This is a genomic window from Fervidicoccaceae archaeon (genome assembly GCA_038734945.1).
GTDB lineage: Archaea > Thermoproteota > Thermoprotei_A > Sulfolobales > Fervidicoccaceae > ARK-14.
Genome location: JAVYOA010000001.1, coordinates 180,331 through 196,963, shown reverse-complemented (window position 1 = coordinate 196,963; position 16,633 = coordinate 180,331). Strand labels below are relative to the sequence as shown.

18 protein-coding genes and 1 tRNA gene are annotated in these 16,633 nt (G+C 46.2%); 9 read left to right on the top strand and 10 right to left on the bottom strand.

Annotated features, from left to right (window positions below):
* Positions 1-31 precede the first annotated feature (31 nt).
* Positions 32-850: a flavin reductase family protein gene (locus QXR92_01060; GenBank protein ID MEM0318601.1), complete on the top strand. Its 819-nt coding sequence runs from the start codon at positions 32-34 to the stop codon at positions 848-850.
* On the opposite strand, the gene QXR92_01055 is transcribed toward QXR92_01060, so the two are convergent.
* The 4 genes from QXR92_01055 to QXR92_01040 are packed head-to-tail and all read right to left on the bottom strand — an operon-like array spanning position 847 to position 6,324.
* Positions 847-1,872, bottom strand: coding sequence for a hypothetical protein (locus QXR92_01055; GenBank protein MEM0318600.1), 1,026 nt, complete (start codon positions 1,870-1,872; stop codon positions 847-849). The two genes, QXR92_01060 and QXR92_01055, sit on opposite strands and share 4 nt — an antisense overlap.
* Positions 1,851-3,512, bottom strand: coding sequence for a radical SAM protein (locus QXR92_01050; protein ID MEM0318599.1), 1,662 nt, complete (start codon positions 3,510-3,512; stop codon positions 1,851-1,853). Before QXR92_01050 ends, QXR92_01055 begins: the two co-directional genes overlap by 22 nt.
* 38 nt (positions 3,513-3,550) lie before the next feature.
* A complete protein-coding gene (locus QXR92_01045; GenBank protein ID MEM0318598.1) occupies positions 3,551-4,498 on the bottom strand; it encodes a mechanosensitive ion channel family protein in 948 nt (315 codons plus the stop codon).
* The gene (locus QXR92_01040) at positions 4,498-6,324 is read right to left on the bottom strand and encodes an aldehyde ferredoxin oxidoreductase family protein (protein MEM0318597.1); all 1,827 of its coding nucleotides are present in this window, start codon (positions 6,322-6,324) and stop codon (positions 4,498-4,500) included. Before QXR92_01040 ends, QXR92_01045 begins: the two co-directional genes overlap by 1 nt.
* 81 nt (positions 6,325-6,405) lie before the next feature.
* Here QXR92_01040 and QXR92_01035 point away from each other — a divergent pair, with 81 nt between their 5' ends.
* On the top strand, positions 6,406-6,948 hold the full coding sequence (locus QXR92_01035) for an AAA family ATPase (protein MEM0318596.1): 543 nt from the start codon (positions 6,406-6,408) through the stop codon (positions 6,946-6,948).
* Positions 6,949-6,978: 30 nt separating this feature from the next.
* Here the strand turns inward: QXR92_01035 and thsB are convergent, their stop codons facing one another.
* On the bottom strand, positions 6,979-8,634 hold the full coding sequence (gene thsB / locus QXR92_01030) for a thermosome subunit beta (GenBank protein MEM0318595.1): 1,656 nt from the start codon (positions 8,632-8,634) through the stop codon (positions 6,979-6,981).
* Positions 8,635-8,868: 234 nt separating this feature from the next.
* Between thsB and QXR92_01025 the strand changes: the two genes are divergently transcribed.
* Positions 8,869-9,753 carry a CBS domain-containing protein gene (locus tag QXR92_01025; GenBank protein ID MEM0318594.1) on the top strand — a complete coding sequence of 295 codons (885 nt, stop codon included), beginning with the start codon at positions 8,869-8,871 and terminating at the stop codon, positions 9,751-9,753.
* Between the two features lie 161 nt (positions 9,754-9,914).
* On the opposite strand, the gene QXR92_01020 is transcribed toward QXR92_01025, so the two are convergent.
* The 3 genes from QXR92_01020 to QXR92_01010 form a co-directional block, all read right to left on the bottom strand.
* Positions 9,915-10,637 (bottom strand): PAC2 family protein, encoded by a 723-nt coding sequence (locus QXR92_01020; GenBank protein ID MEM0318593.1) that lies wholly within the window; start codon positions 10,635-10,637, stop codon positions 9,915-9,917.
* Complete coding sequence (locus tag QXR92_01015; GenBank protein ID MEM0318592.1) at positions 10,618-11,115, bottom strand: PUA domain-containing protein; 498 nt, start codon at positions 11,113-11,115, stop codon at positions 10,618-10,620. Before QXR92_01015 ends, QXR92_01020 begins: the two co-directional genes overlap by 20 nt.
* A gap of 146 nt (positions 11,116-11,261) precedes the next feature.
* A tRNA-Pro gene (locus tag QXR92_01010) sits at positions 11,262-11,380 on the bottom strand.
* Positions 11,381-11,521: 141 nt separating this feature from the next.
* Between QXR92_01010 and QXR92_01005 the strand changes: the two genes are divergently transcribed.
* Positions 11,522-12,232: a helix-turn-helix domain-containing protein gene (locus tag QXR92_01005; GenBank protein MEM0318591.1), complete on the top strand. Its 711-nt coding sequence runs from the start codon at positions 11,522-11,524 to the stop codon at positions 12,230-12,232.
* Between the two features lie 3 nt (positions 12,233-12,235).
* Here the strand turns inward: QXR92_01005 and QXR92_01000 are convergent, their stop codons facing one another.
* A complete protein-coding gene (locus tag QXR92_01000; protein ID MEM0318590.1) occupies positions 12,236-12,601 on the bottom strand; it encodes a nascent polypeptide-associated complex protein in 366 nt (121 codons plus the stop codon).
* A gap of 110 nt (positions 12,602-12,711) precedes the next feature.
* Here QXR92_01000 and QXR92_00995 point away from each other — a divergent pair, with 110 nt between their 5' ends.
* Positions 12,712-13,980 carry an MBL fold metallo-hydrolase gene (locus tag QXR92_00995; GenBank protein ID MEM0318589.1) on the top strand — a complete coding sequence of 423 codons (1,269 nt, stop codon included), beginning with the start codon at positions 12,712-12,714 and terminating at the stop codon, positions 13,978-13,980.
* Here the strand turns inward: QXR92_00995 and QXR92_00990 are convergent.
* A complete protein-coding gene (locus QXR92_00990) occupies positions 13,967-14,218 on the bottom strand; it encodes a hypothetical protein (GenBank protein ID MEM0318588.1) in 252 nt (83 codons plus the stop codon). The genes QXR92_00995 and QXR92_00990 overlap by 14 nt on opposite strands.
* A gap of 87 nt (positions 14,219-14,305) precedes the next feature.
* On the opposite strand from QXR92_00990, the gene rpiA reads away from it, so the two are divergent.
* The 4 genes from rpiA to QXR92_00970 are packed head-to-tail and all read left to right on the top strand — an operon-like array spanning position 14,306 to position 16,450.
* Complete coding sequence (gene rpiA / locus QXR92_00985; GenBank protein ID MEM0318587.1) at positions 14,306-14,998, top strand: ribose-5-phosphate isomerase RpiA; 693 nt, start codon at positions 14,306-14,308, stop codon at positions 14,996-14,998.
* On the top strand, positions 14,976-15,377 hold the full coding sequence (locus QXR92_00980) for a hypothetical protein (protein ID MEM0318586.1): 402 nt from the start codon (positions 14,976-14,978) through the stop codon (positions 15,375-15,377). Before rpiA ends, QXR92_00980 begins: the two co-directional genes overlap by 23 nt.
* A 22-nt stretch (positions 15,378-15,399) precedes the next feature.
* Positions 15,400-15,732, top strand: a complete 333-nt coding sequence (locus QXR92_00975) for a hypothetical protein (protein MEM0318585.1) — start codon at positions 15,400-15,402, stop codon at positions 15,730-15,732.
* Entirely contained in the window at positions 15,719-16,450 is a 732-nt protein-coding gene (locus QXR92_00970; protein MEM0318584.1) for a geranylgeranylglyceryl/heptaprenylglyceryl phosphate synthase, read from the top strand. The genes QXR92_00975 and QXR92_00970 overlap by 14 nt, the downstream gene beginning before the upstream one ends.
* Positions 16,451-16,633 lie beyond the last annotated feature (183 nt).

Here is a 16,633-nt window from a genome sequence, read left to right as displayed (position 1 = left end):
TGTCACAATTGATTTTTTCATGGTGAGCGTCTTGCTTTGGAAGAGCGTGGATATTAGGGATGTTGAGAGGCTTCTCTATCCCGTGAAGCCAACAGTCATAACTGCTGAGGCAGAAAAGAGAGTTGGAGGGATGCTAGCAGCTTGGTGGACTCAGGTCTCCTTCAATCCTATGTTAGTTGCAGTAGCGGTTGCTCCAGAGAGATTTACCTACAGGCTTCTCAAAAACTCCAAGGTCTTTGGCTTGAACTTTCTCGATTTCAAATTCGTCGATAAGATGCCTTTTCTTGGAGATGTTTCCGAGAGATTTATGAGAGGGAAGCTGGAAAGAGGGGGGTTCAGAATAGTTAGAGGGGAGAAAACTGGGGCCCCTCTCATTGCAGAAGCCTCTGCTGCACTTGAGCTTGAGAAAGTAAATGTCCTGAATGTTGGAGATCATGACTTGTTCTTGGGTAGGGTTGAGGCAGCGTATGCTATTGGGGATTTTGAGGGAGGAATGTGGAAATTAAAGGATTACTCCCCGATATTCTATCTTGGAAGGACGAGAAGGCCTGCTAGAGTTAGGAGGTTCTACATTGCGGCTAAGGAATTCCTTGTGAGGGATCTAGATCTAGCAGGAGGAGAGCTGAGAAGTTATTTCGAAGATAGGATAGCCCTAAGGAATGAGATTGCTGAGAGCCTCAAAAGTAGAAGCAATCCCGAAGATATTGCTAGGAGGCTCGCAGAGATCGCAAGAAGAAGGAATTTGGATGATGAGGATTTGATGCTCCTCTTAGACGATGCAATGAGGGAAGGGATAATCAATGAGGAAGAGTTGAGGAGGATTGAGGGAGAGTTGAGGAAGCTTCTCTAGGCAAAGAACGAGAGTGCGTGCTGTGATACCACTAGGATGGACACTAGAAAGGAGGACGCACAATACAGCTTTGTGTGCTCCTTAATGAAGAGAGATGCTCCATAGAAGGAGGGGAGAGCCCTCAAAATGAGCCTTGGAACGGAGATTGCTGGAACTCCCGTAATGCAGAGTACCTGGATGAGAATGAAAGAGGAGAATGTAAGCTCGAATTTTCTCCCCTTCAGCGCTAGGAAGGCAGTGGAAATTATGAAGAAGAGCTCAAATGCTATATTTCTAGCCAGCCAGTATGTCGGTGGGAGGTTGAGAGGGCCAAGCCTCCAGGACTGAGAAGTGAACCAGCCATGAAGAATCCACTCAGCCTGTCCCCAAGGAGTTGTTATGTCGCTTCCCCAGTACGTCCCCTCAACCTTGAAGTAGTAAAGGGGATCTCCTGTCTCCAAGAAGAAGAAGGTCAGAATAGCAATTCCAACAGCTATGGGTATTAGGACAAGCTTCCTTCTTTTCAGGAATAGGAAGGAAGGAAGAGTTATTGCCGTAGCATAGGATGTGAGTATTGAAATGGAATAGGAAAGCATGGAGCTTAGTGTGTTCCTTCCATTCCTGGACAGGAGGAGCGTCAGGGCTATGAACGTCAGGCTGACTGCCTCACTGTAGGGGAAAAGTGTGTAAGCAAGAAAAGTTGGAAAGAATGCAAGTATGTAGGCTGTTCTTTCTCCATAGAGGAAGTATATGAGAATGATAACTGTGTAGCTGAAGGCGTTGGAGATCAGGGAAGCTGATAGCCATGGAATGCCAACAACAGTGTTGACCAGCCTTATCAGAATGGGAAAGAAGGGTGAGAATGCGAAGTTCTCGGGAGAGGAGTAACCCGTCAGCGCTATTTCTATGTAGTGCTCAGCATCCCATCTTGTCATCGCCGCTTCGATCGAGAAGCCTGAGAGAGAAACTGCGAGCAGAAGTAGTGCTAGCTTTGCTAGAGTGAAGCTAATGAGCAGCTTCTTCAGTCCCTCTTTCTTCTCCATGCTCTGCTACCATCATTTTCTCGCCCACTTAGGCTATATGCCTTTTTCCTCTTTATGAACACAGCAAATGTTGGGGAGAGAACAGTTTCTGCTTGAGCAATGTCCTTGAGCTCCTCCTTTTCCTCTCTGCTCATCCCTCTTCTGAGCTTCAAGAATAGGGTAAAAGATGATAGCGGAAGGGCTAGAAGGCCCAAGATGTTCCTTGGGATGTTCTTGAATAAAAATTTCGTTCCAGCATGAAGCAGCTTATCCTTTTCTGTTTTTGGCTCAGAGAAGAGCCTTCCTCTTGCTAGGCTCCATATTCCTTTTCTTAGAAAGAAGTAGTACTGGGCAAACCTCTGAATGAAGAAGAGGATGGGGGGAGATAGTTTGGTGCGCATTACTGGGTGGAGGATGTCATAGAGATCCCAATCCAGTGTTAGCAGATCACCGTTTATCAGAGCTTTTTCAAATGATTCTGTGCCAGGAAGGGGAGTGTATATTGAAAATTGTGCTGAGTCGAGTCCATAGTTAATGAGTGAGGTAGCGAAGTCTATTGTCCTTTTTATCGCAGCATATCCCTCATGCGGTGCTCCAAGGATAAAGCCTCCATGAACAATTATACCAGAGTGAGAAAGCATGCTGACGGCTCTTGTGGAGAGATCCAGAGAGAGGTTCTTCCTCATCCGAGCTAGAGTTTCCATGTCTCCAGACTCAATGCCTAGAAATGCAACCTTGACTCCAGCTTCCTTGAGCATTTTCGGAAGCCAATTGTTCTTGGCAACGAAGTCTGCCCTAAGCTGAACTATATAGTGAAGCGAGTTAAGCCCGGTCTTTATCATCTCCTGAAGGAGCCTTATCTTCTCCTCGACTGCTCTTTTGAGAGGAATTATGAAGTTGTCATCGACAAAAAAGACCCATCTATAGCCAAGCTCCCTGACCTTCTTCAGCTCTTCTATAACCCTCGAGAAGCTCTTCAGCCTCCACTTGGCTCCCCACATCCTCGTTACCGAGCAGTACTCGCAATTGTAGGGACATCCTCTTGATGTCTCAATTGTTATGACGCTCCCATCTGGATCGAATATACCCATTTTGTAGTTATCCCTGTTGAATATTTCGAATTTTGGCATGGGAAGCTCGTCTAGTCTCTCAACCATTGGTGCCTTTCCTGTAGCTACAGGCTTTCCTCCATCGAGAAATGCTATCCCAACTAAATCTCTCCACTCCTCACCTCTCTTTATTCTAGAAAGGAAGCGGGAGAATGAGATTTCGCCCTCTCCCAGAAAAACAACATCGAATCCTTTTTTAAGGAGGGAAGGATATGCGAAGGTGGCATGATGACCTCCAGCAACTATAATTTGACCGCTCTTCTTGATCATCCGAGCTACCTCAGCGCTCGACCCTGCCGAGCTCGATGAGTTTACTATGAACGCGGATATGTCGGGATCATATTCGAGTATCAGAGAAGCAAGATGGCTGTTGCCTATGTGAAGGGGTGAGGCATCAAACAGCTTAGCTTCATATCCCTGCTCATGTGCTACTGCAGCCAAGCTAGCTGCTGCCAGTGGAGGAAAGTTAACTCCAAATGATTGTTCATAAGCTCCTCCGCTTCTATTTGCAGAGACAAGCGCAATTCTCGTTCGGAGCCACCTATTTTCCATTTATTTTATGATATCGAAAGGATAAATGTTTGTTGATTCTAGGTGCTTTGCTTCTGCTCACAAATTCCCTTCTGCAGCAGGGATCTGTGCGCCTTTATTACTTTTGCTAGCAACCTTGACCTGTACTTCATGAGCTTCTCGTGTGGGGGGACTCTAGCAGAGATGTTCAGTATATAAAAACCCTTGTCGCTCTGTTCCTCTATGTATATTTCGATATCACTCTCGGATGATAGTTGCCCCTCCAGCTCAGAAAGAGTGCTCTCTGGGTCGCAGCTTATTGGGATCTCGTACCGTATTCTAACTCTCTTCTCCTCAGTTATTTCCTCCCTAACTATTCCTGATGTGAGAAGTATATTGTTCGGTATCTTCACAAGCTCTCCATGAGCTGAAAGTATCTTCGTGAACATTAGGCCTATCTCGACTACGGTTCCAGTTATGCTGGGCATGTACTCGTTTATGCTGAAGAGCTTGTATGGAGGGAAAGCAACAATGCTTATTGGAAGCGATGTTCCACTTACCTTGACGACCTTTCCTGGCTTTAGATGACCTGTGAAGAGAAGAATGAGACCTGCAAAGAAGTTTGCCATGACTGGCTGAAGACCGAACCCGAATATGAGGCCTGAAAATGTTGCACCAGCCAGGGAAATAACTCCTGTTATTTCGAAGAAGGAAAGGGCTATAAATGCTATTGCTATGTATCCCAGTATCATTATGATGTTCCTAGCAACAAAAGCGCTTGGGCCAAGTTCCTTGAGTCTGGATGTTGTGATGGATGCTATTGATTGTATGACTATAATACCGAGAGCTATTGAGACTGCTGCCTCTATGTAGTGGAAATACTCGATGTACTTTTCTCTTATCTGTTCGGGCAATATTTGAGGTGCCCTGAGAATATAGAGAAGGAAGAAGGAAAAAAATATTAGAAGAGCCAGTAGGAATAGCCTGTTCCTAACTTTTTTCCCTTCCCCTGAGAATGTTGAGGACATCATTTCAGCCCTACTGTGCTCTCGAGAATGGGTATGGTGAATTCTAGGCCAAGGCTAATTAGGGTTTCCCTTTTAGGCACTCCTCTTTCATCCCATCCCCTCATACTGTAGTATGCTGATAGCATGTCTTCATAGGATTTTAGATCGAGCTTTCTTCCTGCAAGGTTCCCCTTTGTAAGCGGATGCTTGAACCATCTGAGGGGAGGATAGTCGAGCTGTCTGCTCCACGAGTCCCTCTCTCTTATCCAGAATGCCCTTATTAGTGTATATATTCTGTTTGCTGCCTTTGCCAAATCGTCCATAGTCCAGGTAATGCCTGTAGCCTGCGATAGCATTCTAGGATAGTACTGAAGGTCAATCCCCAGCTCTACCCATGGGAACCTGCATGTAGTGAGGGCCTCAAACATCCCTCCTCTGATTGTCTGAAGGTAAATCACTCTCTCTACCTTATCTCTTGAGTAAGATAGTCTGTCGGTGCTTACCTCATAGCTTATTACCCATGCATCTTTATGATGGGCTCCTATCGGGGAAGTTCCATAGGATAGTGCCATGCCTGGAGCAGCATGGCAGTCGTAAGCTGAGACCTCCAGTCCCTTGACGTGCATAGAGAACTCCTCTCCATCGTTTCCAAGCGATGCTGCCATTCTCATTACACCCTCAGCTAGAAAGCTTCCTAAGCCCCTTCTGTGCGCTATATCTAGGGCAAGAAGCTTCATCCCTCTGAAGTCTCCCCACTCAAGCTTATCATCAACTAAGCCTCTCTCGCTCGCCTCCATGTAATATCCGAGGCTATTCCCAAGACTTATAGTATCCATTCCCATTTCATCGGCTATTCTGTTGAGTTCAGCTACTTTTCTGAGATCGCCCAGAAGAACGTTGCTTCCAAGCATCGCAACATTCTCATAGTCAAGCTCGCTATCTCTGGAGGAATTGTCCTCTATGACGTTTCCGCACTGCATGTTGCAGTAGGGGCACCCTCTCCTCTCCTTCTTTATTTTCTCCATGAGGTCCCCCCCTATCGATTCGCTCTCCTCCCATGTTCCTTCTTTGAAGTTCATTGTTGGCAGAACCCCAGCTGCGTTGCTCCAAGCTATAGTTGACATGGTTCCCTGGGCTATCCACGATCTATATCCGGTGCTCCTCAATACGGCAGTGTAGGCTTCCTTGGCTGTTTCTGCCAGCTTTTTTCCATCGTAGAGATTTGGCTCACTGCTTCCTCTAATGACTATTGCCTTGAGCTTCTTGCTTCCCATCACTGCCCCTATACCTGGCCTTCCTCCGCTTCTTCCCTTCTGTGAGACAATGGTAGCGTACCTTACCTTGTTCTCACCGGCTGGTCCTATTAGGAGAATGCCTGCATCCTTACCGTGCTCCATCTTGAGCTTTTCCTCGGCTGAGAATGTATCGAGTCCCCAGATTCCATCTGCCTTAAGCACTTCCACCTTTCCTCTTTCTATGTAGAGGTATGATGGATATGGAGAGGATCCCATGATAGCTATAGCATCGAAGCCGCTTCTCCTGAGGTGGTAGCTGGCCATCGTTCCAATGTTGCCATCTCCATACCCACCTGTCAGGGGGCTCTTCGAGGCCACAACGAGCTTACCACTGCTCGGTAAAGGCAAACCGGTTAAAGGACCAGATGCGATGATGAGGGGGTTGTGGGGAGAGAGGGGATCAACTCCTGGGGGGGCTAGGTCCCAGAGAAGTCTTGCTGCTAATCCCCTACCACCTATAAAGTTGATATATGTTTCCTGGGAAGGAGAGAGAACTGTGCTCTTTCCTCTGCTCAAATCCACTATTAGAACTTTTCCCCACCAGCCGTGCATGAGAAATCACGCTTTATTCTTGCAGCACAATGGATTTATTTTTTTCCCAAGATAAAGCTTTGAAATGAAAGGTGGAGCTTTTTGGGTAAAGCTGTAGTAATTGCTGGGTATCCTGGAACTGGGAAGAGCACTATAGCAGGTGAACTGAGAAAGATGCTTGAAGAAAAGAATGTTATAGAAGTAGACGAGGAGGCTAAAAAGCTTGGTATGTTCTCCATGTATGATGCCAGAAGGCTATCCCATATTTATGACGAGGAATATCTGATGAAGTGGCTGGAGAGGAGGGTGAGGGAAACAGAGGGAGTTCTCTTTGTATTCTCAATATTTTCATGCATTCTTCCCAAGGAACTTGTGAGCTCCGTCATCGTGCTGAGAATGGACAGGGATTCGCTAGAAAGAAGGCTCAGAGATAGAGGATGGAGCGATGATAAGATACAAGAAAATTTAGAGGCCATGGAAATGGGAGAAATTGAGGATGAGGCTTCAGAATGCTACGGTGAGGAGAAAGTTGCTGTAATCAATACATCCGCAACCTCTCCATTGGACTCTGCTAAAGCTATTTTGAAAATAGCACAGGATGCGCTGAAAATCGAACATAGAAAAGATCGCGAAAGGTTCGATTGAATAAAAAAGTCTGGATAAAAACAGTTTGCTTCAGTCTTCCTTCTTCTCCTCTTCCTCTCCTTCCTTCTTGCCAGGAGCGGCCCCTTCCTTCCCAGCTCCTGCTTTGCTGGCTGCTATGAAATCGTCTATTCTGAGGATCATCGTTGCTGCCTCTGTAGCGGCCTTTATAGCATTGAGCTTGATGGCTGCGGGCTCTATTATTCCGAGGTTCAGCATATCCTCGATGTTTCCATTGAAGACATTAATTCCCATAAATCTTCCGTTGGAGTCCGAGTGTGCTGCTCTTAGCTTCATTATCATCTCAAGGGCGTCAAGACCAGCGTTCTCGGCCAGAGTTGAGGGAAGAGTCTCAAGAGCTTTTGCAAATGCTTCGATAGCCAGCTGCTGCTTTCCTCCTATCTTTGGAGCGATCTCTCTGAGTCTCTTTGCAACCTCAATTTCAACTGCTCCTCCTCCTCCAACTATTTTTCCGAATTTCACTGCATCGGCAACTGCACTCAGAGAGTCTCTAAGGGCTCTCTCTCCCTCTGCTATGAGTCTCTCGAATCCTCCTCTTATCAGCACTGTAACACTCTTGGCGTTCTTGGCTCCCTCTATAAATACCATCTTATCCTCTCCAACCTTTCTTTCCTCAACTAGGGCGGCTTCTCCAAGATCCGCTGATTGGAGATCCTCTATGTTGGAGACAATCCTTCCTCCGGTCGCTCTGGCAAGCTTCTCCATGTCACTCTTCTTGACCCTCCTCACAGCAAGGATTCCCTTCTTAGCGAGGAAGTGCTGGGCTACATCATCTATTCCCTTCTGGCATATAACAACGTTTGCTCCGACCTCAGCTATCTTGTCGACCATTTTCTTGAGTATTTCTTCCTCTTCCTGGAGGAACTTCCTCATCTGGAGAGGATCGTTGATTCTTATCTCCGCATCTATTTCAGGCTTCTCAATTTCCAGCGCTGCATCTAGGAGAGCTATCTTGGCGTTCTTTATTCTTTTCGGCATGCCTGGGTGCACAACCTCCTTGTCAATGACCACTCCTTCGACGAGCATTGTATCGAGGAGGCTCCCTCCATGCTTCTTCACTATTTGTATGTTGTCAAGATCAACATAGTATCTTTCTCCTCTCTTCTCTGCGACTTTTGTTATGGCTTCAACTGATATCTCGGCCAGTCTATCCCTTGCACCCTGCACTGCCTTGCTGTATAGACTGGTAACAGCTATCTTCTTCAGAATTTCCTTATCGTTAACGTCAATGGGTATGCTAATTTGCTCAATTACTTTTACTGCCTCCTCCATGGCTCTCTTGTAGCCTGAGACAATTACTGTTGGATGAATTTCCTTATCGAGGAGATCCTCTGCCTGTCTGAGGAGTTCGCCTGCTAAAATAACTGCAGTCTTTGTTCCGTCCCCCACTTCCTCGTCCTGTCCCTTGGCTATCTGAACCATCATCTTGGCTCCAGGATGCTGTATATCCATTTTGTCTAGGATTGTTGCTCCATCGTTTGTTATTGTTATGTCTCCCAAGCTATCCACAAGCATCTTGTCCATTCCCTTGGGACCATATGTGGTTCTGAGAGTCTCGCTTATCGCCTTAACTGCCATTATGTTATTCCTTAGGGCGTCCCTTCCTGCTGTTCTCTGTGTTCCCTCTTTGAGTATTAGAACAGGTATTCCTGTTGGTTCAACGGACATGATGAGGCACCTCACAAGCCTTATATTGATATAGACTTGGATAATTTGAGCGTCAAAGGATCCATTATAACCACTTCTATATAAATTTTTCTATGGAAGAAAAGAAGTTGATGAAGCGATAGATTTAAAAGGGAAAAGACTTCTAAAATAATTGAAAATTATAATGAGTTCTTTTTGTCTAAAAAAATGAAAAAACATGTCATGTGGAAGGGAGAGGAATAGATAAAAATGTACATGTATGAGCTAACTCAAACACAGAGAGAGGTTCTAATGGCCCTGATTGAGCTTTATGAGAGGCACAAGAGGCTAATTAAGAGCATAGAGATAGCTGAGATGATAGGAAAGGATGAGGGGACTGTGAGAAACGTTATTTCCAGCCTTAGGAGCTTGGGACTGTTGGAAAGCAAGACCGGTCCAATGGGAGGATACGTGCCAACCCTGAAGGCCAGAGAGCTCATGAAGAGCACAGGAATAATTGCGTATGGCTCCCTCAAAATAAAGAAGGACGGCAAGGAAACCAATATAACAGCATTTTCCGTGGAGATCCTCGATATACTCAATCCGGGCGGAGGAAGGGCTATAGTAAAGGCTAGCGGGAACTTCGATGAGATAAAGGAGGGAGACATTATAAGGATAGGGCCTACGAGCTACAATAGAATATTGATAGATGGAGAAGTGCAGCACATAGATAGGGCAATGGGGCAAATAGCTATATTGATAAAAAGGCTTGTGAGCATACCGAAGGAGATTGTTGGTGACATTTCCTCGAAGAATCTGATAACGCTGACCCCTCAGATGCTTCTCCGCGAGGCAGCTGGTCTTCTGTTTAGAGAGAAGATAAGAGGTGCTCCTGTAATAGAGAATGATAGGATAGTAGGAATAATAACAACGACAGACATAGCAAAGGCATACAGCGAGGGAAACGTGAAGGCTAAAGTGGAAGAGTACATGAGGAAGCATGTTGTCACAATAAGAGAGGACGAGGATATAATGGATGCAGTGAGAATAATGGAGCTTCATGGTGTGGGAAGGCTTATAGTCGTCAATGCTCTTGGAGAGCCAAAGGGGATAGTGACTAGGACAGATATACTGAAGAGGATAAGCGCTATTAGTGGCTGAAGAGCTGAATGTTCTTTTAAATCCAGCTCTGAGCTTTAAAGAAATATAGAACTTTTTTCCCTATTCTTCTTTCTCAGCCGCAGGCCTCTCTTCATTGCGGCTTGTACCGCTCTAAAGGCTTTTAGCCCAGGCCCGGGTTCTCTCATCAATGTCCTATACTATTACATATAGGGCTCTCTCCCTCCATGCTTCTGGGTGGAGAGCTCCTCGAGTCTCCTCAGCTCTTCCTGAATTTTCATGCCCTCCTCTATGAGCTTATCTGTAGGTACATTGATATCAAGTAGCTTGTTCAGCTCCTCAACAGCAACGGCCGCGGCCGTGGGATCTGGAGTCTCAGCTGAAGCATAGGGAAGCAGTGCAAGCGTTGGTATACCCATGAGCTCGGAGAACATGAGCTGAAGGGCCAGGGGGCCTATGACAAGCAATCCCCTATCCAACATTGGTGTGTTGGGAACTGGACCTTTGTAGGCTGAGTTCTTCAGCCATCTAAGTCTCTCTTCCGGCCTCTCTCTGAATCTGTGATCAAGCCCTCCTATGAGATATAGAGGAGAGAGGCCCTTCCTTGATATTAGCTTTGTTAGCTCATAGACATACTCCTCTCTAACCCTCTCATCCGGAAGCTCCCTGTTGACGAGAGCAACAAGCCTGTGGGGATGGCTCACATATATCTCAAAGGGATAGACTAGATCCTCTTCCCTGTAGACATATTCTGGCTGATATTTTGTGACCACAACTCCAATCTTCTCCATGTTGAGGCTACTAACTATGTGGAGGACAGTTATTATGCCAACTGCTCCGAATCCCTTAAAGCCGGAGATGACCCTATATCCCTGCCTGAGTGCTTTTCTTCCAGACAGATATATGCTAATTCTCTTGAAGCTCATCTGAGCTCCTCCTCACCAAAGCCACCTTTCCTCTTTTCATTGAGTTTATTTCAATGGCGCTTGCCAGCGCCTTTCCAAGAGCTAGGAGAGCCCCTTCTTCATCGACTATGAAGATCTCATCCCCCGCTCTTATATCCTCCGTGCTTCTTATTACAGCAGGAGCCAGGAGGACTTTCTTCGTGTATTTAATGAAGATGTCTCTCTTGGCAAATATCCTTTTCCTGTCAGACTGTGTAAGAGGAAAAAGAAGGAGGGCTCCCTTCCAGCTGAGGGTGAAGAGACCTGTGCTGGGATTGTGATAGAGTATCGTACCCTCAGGAAGAATTACCTCCCTAACTATTCCGCTAGAGTACCTTTTCAGGCTGATCTCTTTCTCCCTCTTGAGGAGCTCCTCTGCTGCCCTTTTCCCGAATTGGTAGTAGATGACTCCATATATTTGAGCCATTTCCTGCAAATTAGGCTCATTCTCCCTTCCCACGGCAGCATCAGCCCTTCTTTAAGTAGCATGATTATATATTGCCTCTTTTAAATAGTTCTTCACTAAATATTTTTGAGGTGTTGAAATCTTGGGATGCAAGGGAAAGAAGAAGAAGTCCGAGGAAAAGAAGGAGTAAAGCAGAGAAATGGGCCCGCGGGGATTTGAACCCCGGACCACGAGGACTTTCGCCGTAAGGTCCCGAGTCGAGCGGCTCCTCTACAGAGGAAGCCGTACCTCGCATCCTACCAAGCTAGACTACGGGCCCCTGCATTTTTTATTGTGATACAGAAAAGAAATTAATAATGTTTTTGAAGCTTGATTGCTTATTTCGATAAAAGTCGAAATATTTTTAATGAGGCAGCAGATCATTTTGCAATGATAAGCTGTCCTTCGGAGGCTGCCTGCATTGGCTTCAGAGGCTATTATAGAAAAAATTGCTAAGGACATGGCAGGCGATATAGCGTGGAGCGATTCGCCCGGGAAGTCGATGAGAAAGTGGAGGGAGCTATTTGGAGTTACGCAGCTGACCCTCTCGAGGAGGATGGGTATATCCTCAAGCGTTCTGAGCGACTATGAGAAGGGAAGAAGGACTCCTGGAAGCGGATTTGTCAAGAAATTTGTTAAGACTCTGCTGGAAATTGATAGGGAAAGAGGCTACTTGACCGTTAAGGAATTGGCAAGGGGCCATAGGCTTCCGCCTTCAGCTCTGCTGGATATGAGAGAGTTTCCCCAGAAAGTCCAGCTTAAGGATGTAGTGGATGCTGTGAAGGGAGTAATTCTGTACGGAAAGGATAAGCTGGATAAGCAGCTATATGGATATACCGTTCTTGATAGTATTGCTGCTATTGAGAGTATGACCGGGTATGAATTCCTCAGCATAATGGGATATACTACGGAGAGAGCTCTCGTTTTCACAAACGTCGGCACTGGGAGGTCGCCGATGGTGGCCGTTAGAGTTTCTTTCCTGAAGCCGGGAGCTGTTGTTATACATGGACCAAGAGCTGTGGATCCCCTTGCCATAAGGCTTGCGGAGAGCGACGGAATTCCACTCATCCTCTCTCAGGCTCAGGATGTCCAGTCTCTTCTTGGTGGACTTAGGAAACTGCTGAGAACTTAGAGGTCATTTTCTGCTCTGCAGCAGCATTATTGCTTGGGCTATGTCTCCTCCCGTTGCCTCAAGAGCCTTTCTGGCCTCATCCATGCTCACTCCTGCCTCACTCGCTACCAGCTGAACGTCCTCCTCGGGTATTTGAGGCCTGGAGATGTGCTTCTCCTCCTTGGATATTTCCTTTATTGTTCCATAAATGTAAAGGACGCTCTCTCCCTTCATTTTTAGGATAGTTATTACAGGGTCTTCGATTATCATGTTCTTGCTTCCTGTCCTCTCTATTAGGACTCTCTCTGCATCGTTTATTTCCTCTATATCTGCCGAGATGCCCATTCTCTTGAGCATTCTCTTCATTTCGGTTGGATTCATCCTGAACATGGGAAACACCGGAGCTCTGAGTTAAGCTCCATCTAAAAATATTAATGTCCAGAGGGAAAAATAAAGAAAAGTATGATGCATGAGAGTTCCTTTTTGGAAGAGGAGAAAGCATGGCGCTGAAGCTAAGAGTTCTGGGAAGTGGAAGGGAGGTTGGAAGGGCAGCAATAGCTGTAGAGTACAAAGAAAGGGCGGTTCTGCTAGACTATGGAGTTAACTTTGATGAGAATGATGACCCTGTGATGCCTCTTCACTTTCCTCCGAATAAGCTAGTCGCGCTGGTCTTAACACATGTCCATCTTGACCACATAGGAGCAGCGCCCCTTCTATATACTTCAATTGCACCGAGGGCCTTCTCAACGAGGCTCACGAAAGCTCTCTCCAGACTCATGTTGGAGGACTTTCTAAAGCTCTCCGGCTACTACCTGGATTTTGAAATAAATGAGGTCAACTCGCTGATATCCAGCTTAGAGGAAGTATCCCATGGGGACAGGGTGAAGTTGGGTGACTTCGAGCTAGAATTTTTCCACAGTGGACACATACCGGGAAGCTTAGCAGTTAAGGTTTCAACTCCGGAGGGAAGCGTTCTATATACAAGTGATGTCAACACAATTGATACGAAGCTCGTTACCGGGGCAAATTTGAGTGGGGTTGAAGCTGATACGTTGATAATTGAGAGCACATATGGAAACGCTGATCATCCAAAAAGAAAGGATGTTGAGAAGAGGTTCATCGATGTTGTTAAGGAGGTGCTATCATCGGGGGGTACAGTCCTTGTTCCTGTTTTCAGTGTTGGGAGAGGTCAGGAGGTAATGAGCATTCTCGAGGAAAATGAGATATCTCCAGTATATATTGATGGTATGGTGAAGAGCGCCACTGAGATAATGCTGGAGAACAGCGGATTTCTGAGAGATCCCCTCATCCTGAGAAGGGCCCGAGAGAATCAAATATTTCTGAAGGGCTGGCAGGACAGGAGAAGCGCTTGGAAGAGAGGGGGGGTTATTGTTTCAAGCTCTGGAATGCTGAAGGGAGGACCCTCAAGATATTTCCTTAGAAAGATTTATGACAATCCCAGGAATGCGGTCATACTAGTTAGCTATCAGGGAAGGGGAACTCCTGGAAGAGAGCTTCTAGAGAGAGGCACATTCGAGGATGGTGGTCCTCTCATAAAGGCAAGGCTCGAGTGGATGGATTTCTCCAGCCACGCAGGAAAGAGCGGTCTTATAGAAGTCGTGAAGGGCGTGAAGGGTCTGAAAAGAATTGTTCTGGTTCATGGAGAGGAGAGCGTCCAGAGATCGCTCGCTCAGGATATAAAGGATGCTGTGGGAATAGAGCCCATAATTCCTGCTAACGGAGAAGAAATAGAGCTCAGAGCTCTTTAATGGAAGAGCAGCCTATCTTCGTGGCAAGCTCAGATGCAGCTTTCTTAATATCCTCAATGTTAGAGGAACCGGTGTTCTCAGCTCTGAAGACCAGCGTGTATAGAATCTTCTTTGTCCTTAGCTTGAGCTTGACGCCCTTCTTTCCAACCTTTATCCTGCATTCCTGTGGTGTGATGGAGAGATCCTTTATCTTCTTCTCTGCTTCTTCTAGGCTTGAGAACAGTATCTCCTGCGGCAAACAAACCACCCGCTTCTGTAGCTTTTTACTTAAAGCACTTAAGGAAATAAGGCAGAGGATATTATAACTTTTTGCCGGTGAGGTGTGGTGGAGAAAGATTCTCCAAAGAAGAGGGCTGCTGAAGCTGCTCTTCATCTAGAGGAGTTCGAGAGAGCTAGAGTTGTTGGTGTTGGGACTGGGAGCACAGTTGCTCATTTCATATCGCTTCTGAGAAAAAAGGACATTGAGGAGAAGCTCTTCGTTTCCTCAAGCTTTGAGACAGCCATAGCCCTTAGGCGCAGAGGGTGCAGTGTATTGGATATTTCTGTAACCGATAGTGTTGATTTCTATGTGGACGGCGCCGATGCTGTGGATGAGGATGGAAACATGATAAAGGGGGGAGGAGCTGCCCTGTTCAGGGAAAAAATTCTTGCCTCGATGAGTGCTTTCTTTGCTGTTATAGTGGATAAAGGGAAAATGGTCACAAATTTGATAGGAAGGAGCGTTCCTGTCGAAGTAAGTCCATTCTCTGTCGCATATGTTATGAAAAAGATAGGAGAAATGGGACTCAGAGCCTCAATTAGACATTCTCTTGCTGGAAAGTACGGACCTGTGGTGAGCGATAGCTACGGCATTATAGTTGATGTTGATTCAAGCGGCTGGAGAGGAAATATTGAGGACCTGGACAGAGCTCTGAGAGGCGTTGTTGGAGTGATAGCTACTGGACTTTTTGTTGGTATGGCGGATGCAGTTGTTATCGGTGGAGAGGAGGAGGCAGTTGTCAGAAGGCTCAAGAGATGAGTGCAGTGAGCTCGCTCATGGGCTGAGCAAGAGAAGCATAGAGAAAGCGAAGGCTGCTGCTAATAGGGGCAGGATATTTGTTGTATGGGAGAATCCAACAATAGCTATTTTCTTGGGAAAAAACGAGGACTACGCAGTTCTTCCTCCATTCTACTGCAGCTGCAAGGACTTCTCTTTGAATGTGATAGCTAGGGGGAAGAGGAGGGCCTGCTACCATATCCTCTCATATTGCCTGTCTCGATCAGCCGGAAATCTCAGCATTATGAAGGCGTCCGATTCAATAGAGCTAATATCGATGATTAGAGATGTTATTGCAACTGGAAGGGCTGAAAAGCTGAGAAAACTGATAAATATCTCAAATGGCTCTAAGGAAAGATAACGATAGAGAGGAGATGCTTTCCTTGGGAAGAAGGAAGAAGAAGAGAGCGCAACCAAAGAGGATAGTCAGAAAGATACCAAAGATATTCGTATGTCCTCACTGCAGCAGGCAGTCGCTGAGAATAAGCGTTACAGCAAAGCCAAGTGATGATTTTGCCGTGGCTGATGCGATTTGTGGAGAGTGTGGCTTCTGTGCACGATTCAAGGTTCCCAAGCTATATCAACCTGTGGATGCCTACGGAAAACTGATAGACCTCTACGATTCTGTTTCAGAGAGCGTTGAGAGTACCATAGCTGCTGGTAACTGCATAGGGGAGCTGGACGGAAGGAGGGAAGAGGAAGTTGAGGGTAAGTGATTATCTGAGAGAGAGAAGGGAGAAGGGGCCTCTTCACTTTGCATTAATAGATCCGCACAAAACCGGAGCTGAGGAAGCAGGAAAAATTGCTGAGGAGCTTAAGAGGCTGGGCACAGACGCATTTCTGATAGGTGGAAGCATTGGTGTTGATCCCTTGGAAGCAAGTGAGGTTGCTAGGGCTCTGAGGAGTTCTGGATTGCCTGTCATCGTCTTTCCTGGAGATGTGAACAATGTGATAAAGGAAGCTGATGCTATACTTTTCATGAGCCTGCTCAACAGTGAAAGTGTTTATCATATTGTTGGTGCACAGGTTCAGGGAGCTCCTCTGGTGAGAAAGTATGGATTGGAGCCGCTGCCGACAGGGTATATTATTGTAGGCTATGGAGGGGCTGCTGGATATATTGGAAGGGCTAGGCCGATACCATTTGACCAGCCATACATAGCTGCGGCATATGCTATGGCAGCGGAGATGCTGGGAATGCGCTACATATATTTGGAGGCTGGCTCAGGAAGTCCGCAGCACATCCCTCCTGAGATGATCAAGGTGGTTAGAAAAAGCCTGAGAGAGGCTTTTCTTATTGTTGGAGGAGGAATTAGGAGCGGAGAGGCTGCGAGGAGCGTAATTGAGGCTGGAGCAGATGCTATTGTAACAGGAAACGTCCTGGAGAAAAGTCTAGATGCAGTCAGAGAAATAGTATGGGCTATAAAGAGGAGATAAGCCTCAAAAAAAATTCTAACTGTGGAACGTGGCAAAAGCTATTTGCTGATTACTGCTTCTTCTCCTCCTTCTTTCCCTTCTTCTTTCCCTTCTCTGCCATCTTGGCCTTTCACCTAAGAGATATGTTTGTTTCTATTTAGAAGGCACACAGATATATGAAATAATCCCCAGATAAAGGATTAA